5 protein-coding genes are annotated in these 15596 nt (G+C 69.1%); all 5 read left to right on the forward strand.

Annotation, left to right across the window (positions count from 1 at the left end):
- Nucleotides 1–298 precede the first annotated feature (298 nt).
- From CAL13_RS11285 to CAL13_RS11305, 5 genes are read left to right on the forward strand one after another with little or no spacing between them, the layout of a single operon-like run.
- Nucleotides 299–9289 carry a cadherin-like domain-containing protein gene (locus CAL13_RS11285; protein ID WP_086072436.1) on the forward strand — a complete coding sequence of 2997 codons (8991 nt, stop codon included), beginning with the start codon at nucleotides 299–301 and terminating at the stop codon, nucleotides 9287–9289.
- Nucleotides 9290–9295: 6 nt separating this feature from the next.
- On the forward strand, nucleotides 9296–11218 hold the full coding sequence (locus CAL13_RS11290; RefSeq protein ID WP_232467643.1) for a TolC family protein: 1923 nt from the start codon (nucleotides 9296–9298) through the stop codon (nucleotides 11216–11218).
- Nucleotides 11215–11994, forward strand: coding sequence for an efflux RND transporter periplasmic adaptor subunit (locus tag CAL13_RS11295; protein WP_086057477.1), 780 nt, complete (start codon nucleotides 11215–11217; stop codon nucleotides 11992–11994). The genes CAL13_RS11290 and CAL13_RS11295 overlap by 4 nt, the downstream gene beginning before the upstream one ends.
- Nucleotides 11995–12010: 16 nt before the next feature.
- Nucleotides 12011–13372, forward strand: a complete 1362-nt coding sequence (locus tag CAL13_RS11300; RefSeq protein WP_086072438.1) for an efflux RND transporter periplasmic adaptor subunit — start codon at nucleotides 12011–12013, stop codon at nucleotides 13370–13372.
- Entirely contained in the window at nucleotides 13369–15567 is a 2199-nt protein-coding gene (locus tag CAL13_RS11305; RefSeq protein WP_232467644.1) for an HlyD family efflux transporter periplasmic adaptor subunit, read from the forward strand. Before CAL13_RS11300 ends, CAL13_RS11305 begins: the two co-directional genes overlap by 4 nt.
- Nucleotides 15568–15596: the final 29 nt, after the last annotated feature.

Below are 15596 nucleotides of genomic sequence, written 5' to 3' on the forward strand. Positions count from 1 at the left end.
TCCAGTTTCCCTTCCGGCGTAACCGCCTGCTGGCCCTGGAACCCCGCATGCTCTTCGACGGGGCGGCCCCGGCGTCGACAAGGCCACAGATACCCGCAGCGGCCAGGAAGACCAGGCTGTCACGATTACGGGCGTTTCCATCACGGACGCCGACGGCGACAACCAGACCGTCACGCTGTCCACCGAGCACGGGAAGCTGAACGTCAAGGCGGCCGGCAGTCTGCAGATCGCCAACAACGGCTCGGGCCAGGTCACGCTGACGGGTTCCCTTGCCGACATCAACAACGCCTTGAACGGCATGACCTTCCTGGGGAACGCCGATTACAACGGGCTGGCCGACATCAACGTGCGCGCCAACGACGGGCAACACACGACCGATTCGGTCATCCAGATCAATCTGTCGCCGGTCAACGACGCGCCGCGCTTTACCGGCCCCTCCGCGCCGCTCACCGCCAACGAGGGCGGATCGGTTTCCTTCGACGCGGTTGTGCCGGCCGGCGAGGGCTTTACCCAGAACCAGCTGGGTCTGACCGAGGCGGACAACAGCCCCGAGCAGGTGATTTTCAAAATCACCGATCTGGACGGCCTGCAAGGCGTGCTGATCCTGCACGAGAACGGCGTCGACAAGCAGCTCACCAAGGGCTCGACCCTTTCGGCGGCCCAGTTGGGCAGCCTGCGCTACGTGCACGACGGCAGCCAGGTGACAGCGGACACCATCGTCGGCTTTACCGTCAACATCGACGACGGCGCCGGCGGCCTGCTGATGGATCAGACGATCCAGATCACGCTCAAGCCCGTGAACCAGGCGCCAACCGTGGGCGGCGCCATCAATATCGTCGAAGGCCAGCAGAACGTATCGCTGACGGATAACGGCGCCGTGGTGCCCGGGGTCATCGACACGGAGCGCGGCGGCATCACCGTTGCGGATGCGGACGACCACGGCTTCACCTACACGATCGCCGGGTTGCCGACGCACGGCACGCTGTACTACGACGGCCAGGCCATCACGGACAGCAATTTCGCCTTCGACGATCTGAGCAAACTGACCTACAGCCATGACGGCACGGAGCCGGACTACGGCACCGACCAGTTCGATCTGATCGTGACAGACAGCGGCGGCGGCGCCGGCACGCCCCTGAGCACGACGAAAACCATCGTGCTGAACATTCTGCCGAACGATAACGAGCCCGTGCTCGTGCACAACGTCGAGCAGACCGTCGGCGGCAGCGGCCGCCTGACCATCGACGACTCCATGCTGCTGGTGACGGACACCGACTCGCTGACCATCACCTATACGGTGACCGGCGTACCCGACGAGAACCTCGGTTACTTCACGCGGGATGGCCTGCGCATGCAAGTCGGCTCGACGTTCACGCAAGCCGACATCGACAACGGACTGATCGCGTACGTCAGCCGCACCGCATCGGCCGAACAGCGCACCGACGTGCTGACCTTCACCGTGCAGGACGGGGACATGCGCTACTACCCCACGCTGCGGGAAGGCGGCATCTACACCGATGCCACCGGCACCACCCTGCAGCAGATACAGTTCAAGGTGATCGTGCCGCCGGCCACCGGAACCGGCGGGACGCTGCCCGATCTGCCGCCGGCCTACACCGGTCCGAAGGTAAGCGGCTCCGCCCATATCGACGTCGTGGAAAACAACAGCGGCGCGGACGTAATCACGATCACCAGCAACGAACTGCAGGCCACCGACGACAACCCCATCGGCACCCCGGCCAACCTGACCTACCGGCTGTTGACCGTGCCGACCGGCGGCGTGCTGCTGTTGAACGGCAAGGTCCTGAACCAGTACGACTCGTTCACGCAACTGGACATCGACCAAAACCGGGTGCAGTACAGGAACTCGGGCGGCGAGGATTTCATCCAGAGCTTCGAGTTCTCGGTGTCCGACGGCGCCACGGAAACGGGTACGAAGACCTTTTCCATACGGGTGACGCCGCAGAACGATACGCCGACCGCCAGCCTGGGCCCCCGGCCGCCGGCGGTGAGCGAAGGCGGCACCGTCGTCATCGACAACCGGTTCATCGTCCTGAGCGACAGCGACGATACGGGCGGAGCCGACCCCGGCACGCCGTACGCGGTGAAGAACGGCCTGTCCTTCGTGATCGAAGGCAACGTCTCGCACGGCAAGCTGTACCTGAACGGCGGCGAAATCGGCGTCGGCGCCATCGTCAGCGCCGCCGATCTGGCCGCCGGCAAGCTGGTGTACGTGCACGACGGCTCGGAGACCGTGTCCGACGCGTTCGTCCTGAAACCCGTCGATGACCAGGGCGTGCCGGCCGGCAGCGGAAACAACCAATCCAGCACCGGCGCCGCCTTGACCGTCAACATCATCGTCAATCCCATCAACGACGCGCCTGTTTACGAGAGCAAGACCGAAGCAACCGGCGCCAACGCCGTCTACGAAGGCGGCAGCGTGGTGATCTGGGGCGATGCGGGACAGGCAGGCCCCGTCTACCTGAAGTACAGCGACACGGACAACAGCGAAGTCCAGCGCCAATATCGCATCGTCGAAGCCCCCGCTCATGGCCGGCTGATGCTCAACGGCGTGGTGCTGGGCGTGGGGTCGGTGTTCACCCAGGCCGACCTGGACGGCGGCAAAGTGAAATACGTCCACGATGGCACCGATACGCGCGACGACTATTTCGACTATGTGGTGAGCGACGGCGATTGGAGTTCGACCGAAACCGATCACAAGCAGCAAGGCCAGGCCATCACGGCGGCGCGGTTCAATTTCGAGATCAAGCCGATCAACGATGCGCCGGCCGTGACCGGCCCGACGACGCCGATCAATATCGGGGGCGACACCGCCGCGGAGAACCCCATCCCCGGTTTCAGCGTGGACGATCGGGACCTGGGCTCCGACGACGGCGACGACTTCTTCCAGGTGACCGTGCGCCTGCTGGACAGCGCCGGCAACGCCTTGAGCGCGGCCGACTACCAGAACGGCGGGAGTATCCAGTTGATCGTGACCGGGCTGACGCCGCTGTCGTCCCACGATGGCAACGGCGACTATCTGGTCTTCCAAGGCACGCGCGCCGAGGTCAACGCCGCGCTGGCCTCGCTGCGGGTCCTGTTTCCCAACGACAACCGCAACGCCCAGTACCAGGTGCAGGTCATCGTCGATGACCGCATGCGCGACGCGAGCGGCGCCTTGATACCGGCCATGGCCAATGGCGGCGACGCCAACCAGGCCGGTTCGCTGGGCGGCACGCCGGCGGCCATTCCGGCAACGGAGCTGGACGGCTATCAAACCGTCATACCGGATGCCCTGAAGGGCAACGTGAGCCAGGCGAGCGTGACGCTGCGGGTGTCGCAGTCCGACGAAGCGCCGACGCTGACGACGCCCGGCGCCGTGACGGCGGACGAAGACGCCGCCAGCTTCATTGGCGGGGATTTCACGATCGTGGACCCGGAATCGACCAACCTGGACCTGCCGATCCGCGTCACGCTGCAAGTTGCCGGAGGATTCGGCAGCCTGGGCGTGGGCGGCGGCGGCAGCCAGGACACCGTGTCGATCAACGGCCGCACCGTGAAGATCACGGGCGACAACACCGGCACGCTGGTCCTGGAGGGTCGCGCGGACGACATCCAGGACCTGCTGAACGACGCGGCGCGTGGCCTGACCTTCAAGAGCGCCACGAACGACAACGCCGACCGCAACGGCGGCGCGGACGGCGACGTGACGATCCAGGTCAGCCTGGACGAAGCCGATGCCGCCGTCGGCGAGCGCACGGGCGGAGAATACGCGCCGGCGCGCGACATCGCCGTCACGATCAATCCCACGAACGACGCGCCCGCCGTGTCCGCCGGCAGCGGCACCATCGTCGCCGACGAGGCCGGCAAGGCCTACGCGATCGACGGCGTACAGGTGGCGGACCCGGATATTCCGGACGGCACAAGCACCGATCCCGGCGAGACCAACGTGGTCCTGGTCACCGTGCGCCTGCTGGACCAGAACGGCAATCCGCTCCAGCCGGGCGACTACGCAGGCATCACGCTGGATTCCGCCGCCGGCGCGGGCGCCGTGCAGATCGTGGGCGGCCTGAACGGGGCCGGCACCGCGCTTGCCATCCAGGGCGATATCGCCGCCGTCAACGCGTATCTGGCGCAGTTGCGCATCAAGTTCGACCCGGCCGTCGCCAACGCCGACAAGGCGTACACGATCCAGGTAATCGTCGACGACCGCGCGCACGATGCCGACGGGAAGGTCGACGGCTCCGGCAACGCCAATGGCGGCCGCAATCTGGACGGCACAGGCGCGGGCACGACGCCCGTGCCGACGGCCAACGTCGATGCCTTCGCCGCCCTGCCCGCCGGGCTGGCGGCCAACGTGGCCGTGGCCACGCGCAGCCTGTTCGTCTCCGGCGTGAACGATCCGGCGCGCATCGACGCCGACGACATCGTCACGAATGAAACCGCCGGCGTCATCGGCATTCCGCCCGGCGCCATCACCGTCACCGACGCCGACAGCATCGGACCGGACGGCAACCCCGGCAACAACCTTTCCGTCACCATCAGGGTCAGCAAGGGCGCCATCACTAGCGCTGGCGACGCCTCGCTGGGCGGTACGGTGAGCGCACTGGGCGGCAGCAGCATCACCATTACGGGACTGACGCTGGCGCAGTTGAACGCCCGCATCGCGGCGCTGCAGATCACCGCGCCGGCCGACGAAGGCCCTGGCGGCAGCGTCGATTGGAACGGCAGCTTCCAGCTGACCATCGAGGTGAACGATGGCGGCAACAGCGGCCAGCGGCCCGGCGTACTGGACGGCGACAGCGGCAACCCCAACGTCAACCCCGGCGATTACCAGTATCACGACGGCGACAGCGCCGCGTTGATCACCAAGCGCGTGATCAACGTGACGGTGAACCCGGTCAACGATGCGCCCACGCGCAGCGATGGGAATCCCGTGACGCTGCCCGCGGTGGACGAAGACACCGCCGCCCCGCCCGGCGCGACCGTCGGCGACCTTTTCGGCGGCAAGTTCCGCGACGTGCGCGACGACGTCGAAAACGGCTCCGCCGCCAATGCCTTCGCCGGCATCGCCATCACCGCGAACGGCGCGACGCCGGCCCAGGGGACCTGGGAATACTCTACCGATGGCGGCGCGACGTGGCAGGCCATTCCCGCCGTCTCGGTGGACCATGCCTTCCTGCTGGCCGCCACGGACAGGCTGCGCTTCGTTCCGGCGGGCGATTACGCCGGCACGCCCGGGTCGCTGCAGGCCCGCCTGGTGGACAGCTCCACCGCCCTCGCGCACGAGACGTTTGTCGACCTGAGCGGCACGAAGTCCGGCGGCACGACGCCGTACAGCGACAGCAACAACACCGTCACCCTGAACACCGCCGTCACGCCGCGCAACGACGCGCCCACGCTGAGCCAGCCCGGCGCGATCGTCGTGCGTGAAGACGCGCCCGACGCCGGCAATACCGGCTCCACCGTGGACGCCATCCTGGGCGGTTTCTATAGCGATGCGCGCGACGACCAGAGCGGCATCGCGGGCGGCGGCAACGACGCCAGCGCCTTCCAGGGGATCGTGATCCTGGGCAACACGGCCGATCCCGCGGCGGAAGGCCGGTGGGAATACCGGGTCGGGTCCGGGGCATGGACCGCCATCCCCACAGGCGCCGACTTGAGCGGCGGCATGGCGATCTACCTGCCCAAGGACGCCTCGTTGCGCTTCAACCCCGTGACGAACTATCACGGCGCGCCGCCCGCGCTGACCGTCGCGGCCGTGGACGGCTCCGGCGGCGCCCGTACCGCGGTGGAAGAACGTCTGGTTATCCCGGCCACCGGCGGCTCGACGCCCTACAGCGCGCCCTCGACCATCCGCGTCACGGTGCTGCCCGTGAACGATGCGCCGGACATCGCCGGCCTTGAAAGCCAATCGCCGGTCGCCGTGAAGGGCGGCGCGGCGGTGCGGCTGGACGCCGACGGCGACGTCGATGTCAGCGACGTCGAGCTGGACGCCTCTGGCAATTGGCAAGGCGCGACGCTGACCATCCAGCGCAACGGGGGCGCCAACGCCGACGACGTGTTCGGCTGGGCGGCCGACCGGGGGGTGACGCGCGCCGGCGCGACCCTGTTCCTCGATGGCGTGGCCATTGGGACGGTCACCGGCGGCGCCGGCATCATGACGGTGACCTTCACGGCAACCGTGGACGCCGCCATGGTCGGGCGCGTGATGGGCGCCGTCACCTACCGCAATACCGACGCCAGCACCGCGGCCTCGCCGGCGGTCCGGATCGATTTCACCCTGGACGACCAGAATGTCAACGACACGGGCGGCGGCGTGGCCGGATCGGGCCAGGACCAGGGCGAAGGCGGCAAGCGGTCGGTCACGAAGACGGTTGAAGTCCGCATCGATACGCCGCCCGTCGCGGCGGCCCTGCCCGATCGCACCGGGCAGGACAGCCAGGCCGTTGCCATCGATACGGCGGGCGCGTTCAACGACCCGGACGGCGACACCCTGACCTACACGGCAAGCGGCCTGCCGCCCAGCCTGTCCATCGACGCCCAGACCGGGCGCATCACCGGCACCCTGGGCCGTGCCGACTCGCAGGGCGGCCCCGATGGAGACGGCGCCTATACCGTCACGGTGACCGCCACGGATGCGGACGGCGGCAGCACCAGCCAGACCTTCAGGCTGACCGTCCGCAATCCCGGGCCAGTCGCCCAGGACGACACCGGCAGCACGGACGCCGATACCCCGCTGACGGGCGATGTGATCGCCGGCGCGGACGCCGGCCAGGCCGACAGCGATCCGGACGGCGATACGCTGACGGTCGTGCAGGTGAACGGCTCGGCCGGCAGCGTGGGCCATGCGATCGCGGGCAGCGCCGGCGGCACCTTCATCCTGAACGCGGACGGCAGCTACACGTTCGATCCGGGCGACGACTTCAACGACGTGCCCCAGGGCCAGACCCGCACCACCAGCATCAGCTATGCGATCAGCGACGGCGAAGGCGGCACCGCCACGGCCACGCTGACCATCACGGTGACGGGCCTGAACGCGGCCCCCACGGTGGACGCCAGCCTGCCCGACCGCACCGGCATCGACAGCGAGCCGGTGAACATCCCCACCGCTTCCGGCTTCACCGACGTGGACATCGGCGACGTGCTGACCTACTCGGCCAGCGGCTTGCCGGAGGGCCTGAGCATAGACGCCGCCACGGGCGTCATCACCGGCACGCTGACGCATTCGGCCTCGCAGGGCGGCGGCGCCAACGATGGCGTCTATACCATTACCGTCACCGCCACCGATCTGCACGGCGCATCCGTCAGCCAGAGCTTCACGCTGACCGTCGGCAATCCCGCGCCCGTCGCCCGGGACGACACGGGTCAAACCGATTCGAGCACCATCGCGACGGGCGACGTCATCGCGGGCGCCAACGCCGGCGAAGCCGACAGCGACCCCGACGGCGACGCGCTGACGGTGATCGAGGTGAACGGCGATGGCGACGGCGTGGGGCGCGCGGTGGCGGGCGACCAGGGCGGCCGCTTCGTCCTCCATGCCGACGGCACCTACACCTTCGACCCCAACGGCGACTTCGCCGACCTGGACGCGGGTCAGACGCGCACGACCTCGGTCACCTATCGCATCAGCGACGGCCAGGGCGGCGTGGACACCGCCGTCCTGACGATCACGGTGCATGGCCTGAACGATCCGCCGGTCGCGCGGCCGGACGTTGGCCGCACCGATGCGGTGACGCCGATTTCCGGCGATGCCATCGCGGGGGCGGACCCCAGCCAGGCCGACGACGATCCGGAAGGCGAAAGCGTTGCCGTGGTCGAAGTGAACGGCGATGCGGCCAACCTCGGGCAGGCGATTGCGGGCAGCCATGGCGGCCGTTTCGTGCTGAATGCCGACGGCAGCTATACCTTCGATCCCAACGGCGATTTCACCGGCCTGGCGCAGGGCGAAACGGCCACCACGCAGATCCGCTACACCATTGCCGATGGTCATGGCCAGACATCGACGGCCACCATCACCGTCACGGTGGTCGGCGTCAACGAGGCGCCCGCGTCGACCGGCGAACTGCCCGGCCGATCGGACCTGGACGCCGCGCCGGGCATCCGCGTAGACGTATCGCATGCCTTCGCCGACATCGACGGCGACGCGCTTTCCTACGCCGCCACCGGTCTGCCGCCGGGCATGACGATCGACCCGCGCACGGGGCTGATCACCGGCACCATGGACCGCTCGGCCTCTGCCGGCGGCCAGGGCGGACGTTATACCGTTTCGGTGACGGCCACCGACCCGCACGGCGCGAGCGTGACGCGCAGTTTCGTGTGGGAGGTGCGCAATCCCGCGCCGCAGGCCGCTCCCGATACGGGAACCACACGCGACGATACGCCGTTGCAGGGCAACGTGCTGCCCAACGACCATGACCCGGACGGCGACCCGCTGGCCGTGGCGCAGTTCTCCGTGGCGGGCGACCCTGCCGTCTACGCCGCGGGGCAAACGGCGGCCATCGCCAACGCCGGCAGCCTGACGCTGAATCGCGACGGTTCCTATACCTTCGTGCCCGTGAAGGGCTACGCGGGGGACGTGCCGCTGATTACCTATCGCGTGGGCGATGGCGAAGGCGGCGTCGCCGCCTCCACCCTGCAGATCTCCGTCACGCGCGCCGCGGCCAATGTGCCGCCGCCGCCCGCGCCCTGGACGCCGTCGGCCGGCGGCCCGTCCTCGGGCGGTTCCGGCATCGGCCTGCCCGGCGGCAGCGGCGGCGATGCGCTGGGCGATGACGACGACGATGACGATGGCGTGGCGGTCGTGCCGGACGGCGGCGCCCGCGTCGAATACTGGGCCGTCTATCCCGACACCATCCGGCTGCTGCGCCATCCGGCGCCGGCGCTTTTCGTGACCCACGCGGTGCAGGACTCGCAGCAGGCCATCGGCCAGCGCTGGGAACCCGCGTCCGTGCAGTCGCAAACGATCGCCATGCGGATGGCCGCCCCCACGGACCTGCACGTAGTCCGCGCGGTCGGCGCTTCGCAGCGGCATTCGCTGATGGTCGAACGCCATCTGACCGACCAGCGGATCAACGACGCCCCCGGCGCGAACCCGCTGTTCGACGACTTCGACGCCCTGGCCTTGCTTGCCGCCGGCGCCGCACCGCAAGGTGCGCGGCCCGCGGGCGATGGCGCGGCCGGCAAGCCGGCGCACGCCCCCTCTTTCACCCAGCAACTGCATCAGGCGTCAGGCGCGCGTCCCGCGCGCGCCGCCACGCCGGCGCCCGCGGCGCCATCCCGTCAATAGAACAACATGAAGACTATCGGAATGCGTATCCCGACCCCTGTGGCGCTGCCCTGGCGCCCCGCCGTGATTGCCGCGGCCGTTTCCCTGGCCCTGGCCGGTTGTGCCGCCGTCAAGCCGGAGCCGCTGAAGGACCAGGAAGTCCAGCAGCGCGTGCAGGCGGACCAGCTCAGCCTCTATGCCGAACAGGAGCCCATCAGCGGGCCCATCACGTTCAACGACGCGCTGGCGCGCACGCTGAAGTACAACCTGGACTATCGCCTGAAGCAGATGGAGTCGGCGCTGGCGTACGGCCTGCACGATGTGTCGCGCTACGACATGCTGCCGAAGATGCTGGTGTCGGCCGGGTATGTCTGGCGCAACAACGAATCCGGCGGCACGAGCGTCGGCATCGAGACCGGCGAGGTCTCGCTGATCCCGTCGTCATCCGTGGAGCGCAACCACGCGCTGGCCAATGCCACATTCTCGTGGAATCTGCTGGATTTCGGCGTCAGCTACTTCCGCGCCAAGCAGCAGGCCAACCAGTACCTGATCGCCGAAGAGCGCCGCCGGCGCGTGATGCAGAGCCTGCTCTCGGACCTGCGCAATTCCTATTGGCGGGCGCTGGGCGCGCAGCGCCTGTCCAGGCAGGCCGACGCCCTGATCGAGCGCGTCTACCGCGCGCTGGCGAAGTCCCGCGAGGCCGAAGCCCAGGGGCTGCTGCCGCCCATGCAGGCGCTGGCGTACCAGCGCGCCCTGCTGGATTCGCTGTCGCAGCTGAACGCGCGGCGCCAGGACCTGGAGGTGGCCAAGCGGGAACTGGCCGCGCTCATGACCATTCCGCCGGGCACGACGTTCACGCTGGCCGACGAGAAAGAACCCGAGCTGCCCGGCGTGCCGGCCAATCTGCGCCAGCTGGAAGACATCGCGCTGGAAGCGCGTCCCGAGCTGCGCGAGGAAGACTACCGCAAGCGCATCTCGGCCGACGAGGCGCGGCGCCAGATCACCGCCCTGCTGCCCGGCATCAGCTTCGACGTCGGTCCGCAGTACGACTCGAACAAGTACCTGTACAACAACGGCTGGATCGAGGGCGGCGTGCGCGTGTCGCTGGACCTGTTCCGCCTGGCCGCCATGCCGGCCGTGATGGACGCGAACCGCGCGCAGGAACGCGCCGACGATGCGCGCCGCCTGGCGCTGTCCATGGCCATCCTGACGCAGGTGCGCGTCGCCGCCGAGCGCTACCGCATGGCGCTGATCGACCTGGACCTGGCCAATGAAGAGGCGCGCGTCGACAACCGCATGGCGACGTACGCGCGCAATGCGCTGAGCTCGCGCACGGATTCGGAACTGGAGGCCATCCGCACCGAAAGCCGCGCCCTGCTCGCGGAATTCCAACGCTATTCGGCATACGCGGCGGCGCAGGCGGCCTTCGGGCGCATCTACAACTCGGTGGGCCTGGACGTGCTGCCGGGCAATGTGGGCGACAGCACCATCGCCGACCTTTCCAAGCGGCTGGACGAAAGCCTGCGCGCCACCGAGCGCAGGAACTTCATCGAGGCCGGCGCGCTGGCCCCGGTCGCCACGCCCCTGCAAGTGCGCATCGAGAATGTGGGCGACGCCGCCACGGCCCAGGCCATGGCGCAGTCCGTGACGGAGGCGCTGCGCCGCAACGGGTTCACGGTGGTGGACGGCAAAGCGCCAAGTCCCGCTGCCGTGCTGGCCATGCGCCTGACGGTGGATCCGGCCCGCGACGCCGTACGCCATGCGGCCTGGCAGATCCGCGTGCTGGGCCCCGATGGCGGCGAGCTGGCCCGCGACGCCTACACCAGCACCCTGGGCGCGACGCCCTCGCAGCAATCCCTGGTGGCGTTCTGCGAAGCGGCGGCGGTGTCCCAGATGGGCGCCCTGCGGGCTTCGCTGGCGCCCATCGCACCCAAAGTGGCGCAACGATGAGCCGGCGTTTCCGCATCGCGGTCCTGATGTGCCTGGCCGCGCCCGCCTGCCTGGCGGCGGGCGCCGATGTGGCTGCGCCCGCTGCGCCGCCGGGCGACGCGCCCGCCGGGCCGGCCGGCGCCGTGCGCGTGCTGGTCGCACCCGAAAAGGAAGCGACCCTGTTCAGCCAGGCGGTGGGCCGCATCCGCGACGTGGACGCCTCGCTGGGCTCCCGCTTCAAGGCGGGCGCGACGCTGGTCAGTTTCGATTGCGACGAACAGGCGGCGCGCATGAAGATGGCGCAGGCCGAACTGAGCGCCGCGCGCGAAACCCATAGCGCCAAGCTGCGCCTGCAAGGGCTGCAGTCCGCCGGCGAACTGGAGGTCTCGCTGGCCGCCGCGGCGGCGCAGAAAGCGGAAGCGCAGGTCAACCTGTATCGGGCCCAGCAGGCCTACTGCACCGTCAAAGCGCCGTTCGACGGCCGCGTGGTGAAGCTGCACGTAAAGGCCTACGAAGGCGTCAACCAGAACGCGCCTTTGCTGGACATCGTCAGCGATGGCCCGCTCAAGCTGCGCCTGAATGCGCCATCGTCCTGGCTGCGCTGGCTGAAGACGGGCAGCCCCTTCCGCGTACACATCGACGAAACCGGCAAGGATTACGCTGCCCGCGTCACGGCCGTCAACGGCCGCGTCGATGCGGTCAGCCAGTCGGTGGAGCTGGAAGGCGTCCTGACCGAAAGCGCCCCGGATCTGCTGCCGGGCATGAGCGGCATCGCGCATTTCACCGCGGGATCCTGAGCCCGCACACCCCCGGATGGATACGCCAGTCAACCCGATCGCCGTGCTGCTGCACCTGGAGCAGCGCGCGCAGCAGATGCGCACGCTGCCCGAACTGGGCTTCGTCATCGTCAACGAAACCTGGCAGTTGCTGCCTTACCGCCAGGCCGCCCTGTTCATGGCCGAACATGGCGACCGGGCCCGGCTCGCGCAGCTGTCCAGTCTGGCGACCCTGGGCGAAGACTCGCCCTATACGGTCTGGCTCAAGCGCGTGGGCGCGCACTGCTGGAAGACCTTGCGCGCCGCCGAGCCCGCCGCCCCATCGCTGCGGAAGCTGGATCCCGCCGGCCTGCCCGGCGGTCTGGCCGATGACTGGGCCGAATGGATGCCGCCGCACGTCTTCCTGCTGTCCCTGGTGGATCCAGCCGGACAGCGGCGCGGTTTTCTGCTGATCGGCGCGGACGAAGCGCCCACCGAATCCCAGCAGGCGCTGTTGACCCGGGCGGCGGCGACCTACGCCTATTGCATCGGCGCGCTGGCAAGGCAACGTCCCGCCCTGGGCGGCAGGCTGCGGCAGGCCTTGGGCACGCCATGGCGCAAGCTGGCGCTGCTGGCCGCCGTGGCGGGCATCCTTGTGCTGCCGGTGCGGCTGAGCGTGCTGGCCCCCGCCGAAGTCGTCGCCCTGCACGCCATGGCGGTGTCGTCCCCGCTGGACGGCGTGGTGAAGGAATTCCAGGTTCAGCCCAATCAAGCCGTCAAGCAGGGGCAGATCCTGTTCACCCTTGACGACACCACCCTGCGCAACCGCCGCGACGTCGCGCAGCAGGCGCTGGCCGTGGCGCGCGCCGATGCGCTGCGGGCCACGCAGAAAGCCTTCGACAACCCGCAGAGCAAGGGCGAACTCGCGGCGCTGAACGGCCAGGTCCGGGAGAAAGCCGCCGAGCTGGCGTGGCTGGACGAGATGCTGGCGCGCGTAGCGGTGCGTGCGCCGCGCGACGGCATCGTGGTGTTCGGCGATCCCAACGACTGGATCGGAAAACCGGTGGCCACCGGCGAACGCATCGCGCTGCTGGCTGACCAGGACGATGCCGGCGTGCTGGTCTGGCTGCCGGCGGCCGACGCCATCAATCTGGAACCGGGGGCCGGCATGCGGGTCTTCCTGCACGTCGCGCCGCTGCAGCCGCTGGACGCGGCGCTGACCGAGACCAGCTACCAGGCGACCCTGTCGCCGGACAACGTCGCGGCGTATCGCATCAAGGGGCGCATCACCGCCGATAGCGGACAGGCGGCCCGCATCGGCCTGAAAGGCACCGCGAAGGTGTACGGACGGCGCGTGCCGCTGGCCTACTACCTGTTCCGCCGGCCCCTGGCCGCCCTGCGCGAATGGAGCGGGCTGTGACGGCGGCATCGCTGCCGGAAGCAGGCGGATCGGGCGCCATTGCAAGCCTGGCGCACGCGCAGGATGCGTCCGCCGCAGCCGACAAGCCCGGGCCCGCCCTTCCAGCCGTCCTGCCCGCCCTGCGTGAAGACCTGCGCCTGCTGCCCGCCGCGGCCAACCGCGACGGCTCGCCGGCGTGGATGATCCAGGACCCCGTCGGCAACCGCTTCTTCCGCATCGGCTGGCTGGAGTTCGCGCTGCTCTCGCGCTGGCACAGCGGCACGCCGCAAGCCCTGCTGCAGGCCGTGCGCCAGGAAACGCCGCTGGCCCCCAGCGATGGCGAACTGCTTTACCTGCTGGACTTCCTGGCGCAGCAGCAGTTGCTGCGCGCGAGCGACGAAGCGGCATCCGCGCGGCTCGCAACGCTGCGCCGCGCCCGCAAGGCCACCGGCTGGAAGTGGCTGCTGCACAACTATCTGTTCATCCGCATCCCCCTCTGGCGGCCGGGACGCTTCCTGCGCGCCACCATGCCGTTCGTCGCGCCGATGTTTACGCGCGCCTTCGTGATGCTGGTCGGCGCGCTGACGGTGGCCGGACTGGTGCTGGCCTCGCGCCAATGGGACACCTTCGTGGCGACCTTCCAGGACAAACTGTCCTTCGCGGGATTGGCGGGGTATCTGATCGCCCTGGCCGTCACCAAGAGCCTGCACGAACTCGGACACGCCTATACCGCCACGCGTTACGGCGTGCGGGTCGCGCATATGGGCGTGGCCCTGCTCGTCATGTGGCCGGTGCTGTACACGGATACCAGCGAGTCGTGGAAACTCACCGACCGCCGCCAGCGCTTTCATATCGCCGGCGCCGGCATCCTGGTCGAAACCATGATCGCCGGCCTGGCGACGCTGGCCTGGAGCCTGACGGAAAACCCGGCCGCGAAAAGCGCGTTCTATTTCCTGGCGACCACCAGCTGGGCCATTTCGCTCACGCTCAATGCCAGCCCCTTCATGCGTTTCGACGGCTACTACCTGCTTTCGGATGCGCTGGACCTGCCGAATCTGCACGAGAGGGCCGGCGCCCTGGCGCGCGCGCAGTTGCGCCGCTCCCTGCTGGGCTGGCGCGACCCCGATCCGGAACCGTTCGAACGGCCGTTGCGCAATTTCCTGGTGGCGTTTTCCTGGCTGACCTGGGCGTACCGCTTCGTGGTCTTTTTGGGCATCGCCACAGCCGTCTACTACTTCTTCTTCAAGCTGCTCGGCATCGTGCTGTTCGCCGTGGAGATCGCCTGGTTCGTGGTCCTGCCGATCTGGCGCGAGCTGCGCGTGTGGGCGCAGCGCGGCGGCATCCGGCCGTGGCGGGCCGCGGCGTGGCTGGGCCTTTTGCTGGCAGGCGGCGCATTGTGCCTGCTGATGTCCGGCAACACGGTGCGGGCGCCGGCCTGGGCGCACAGCGCGGTCCAGCACACCTTGTACAGCCCGCTGCCCGCGCAGGTGCTGCAGGCGCCGGCGCAACCGGGCCCCGTCCGGGCCGGCGACGTGCTCTACGTGCTTGACGCGCCCGAAATCCGCAACAAGGCGGCACGCGCGGATGCGGCCATCGACGCGCTGAACGCACAACTGGCGGGGCTGCAGGGCGAAAAGGACGGCGAAGAAAAGCGCGGCGTGCTGGTGCGCCAGCTGGCGCGCGAAATGGCGGAAGCGGCGTCGCAGCGCGCCGAGATCCGCCGCCTGACGCTGCGCGCGCCGGCCGACGGCGTGCTGGTCGACCTGGACCGGGACGTGCGCCCCGGGGTATGGATCAGTCCCAGGCAGCCGCTGGCGATGGCCGTCGACCCGGGCGCCTGGGTCGTGGACGCCTTCATCGAACAGCACGATCTGAACGCCGTGCAGGTGGGCGACCCGGTCAGCTTCCATGCCGCGCGCGATGCATCGGCGCCCGCTCGCGGCCGGGTGGTTGCCATCGACACGGCTCGCACGCTCTACCTGCCCAATCCCATGCTTGGGACCGAGCACGGGGGGCCCATCGCCAGCCGTACCGTACGCAACGGGCAGATCATGCCGCGCGACGCGCTCTACCGCGTTCAGATCGCACTGGACCAGCCGCCGGCCATTCCGATGACGCGCGTCGGTGAAGCCGTCATCGACGTGCAGCGCGCGCGCTGGATGCCGCAATGGGTCAACGACCTGATGGTGGTGGTCATCCGCGAGGCCGGATTCTGATTTTGAGAGGATGCAGCGGGCGGCACGGA

Origin of the sequence: Bordetella genomosp. 9 (genome assembly GCF_002119725.1) — a bacterium.
Lineage (GTDB): Bacteria > Pseudomonadota > Gammaproteobacteria > Burkholderiales > Burkholderiaceae_B > Bordetella_C.

Coding starts and splice junctions, on each gene's coding strand:
- CAL13_RS11285 (WP_086072436.1), top strand. CDS start 299: ATGACCTTCCTGGGGAACGCCGATTACAACGGGCTGGCCGACATCAAC.
- CAL13_RS11290 (WP_232467643.1), top strand. CDS start 9,296: ATGAAGACTATCGGAATGCGTATCCCGACCCCTGTGGCGCTGCCCTGG.
- CAL13_RS11295 (WP_086057477.1), top strand. CDS start 11,215: ATGAGCCGGCGTTTCCGCATCGCGGTCCTGATGTGCCTGGCCGCGCCC.
- CAL13_RS11300 (WP_086072438.1), top strand. CDS start 12,011: ATGGATACGCCAGTCAACCCGATCGCCGTGCTGCTGCACCTGGAGCAG.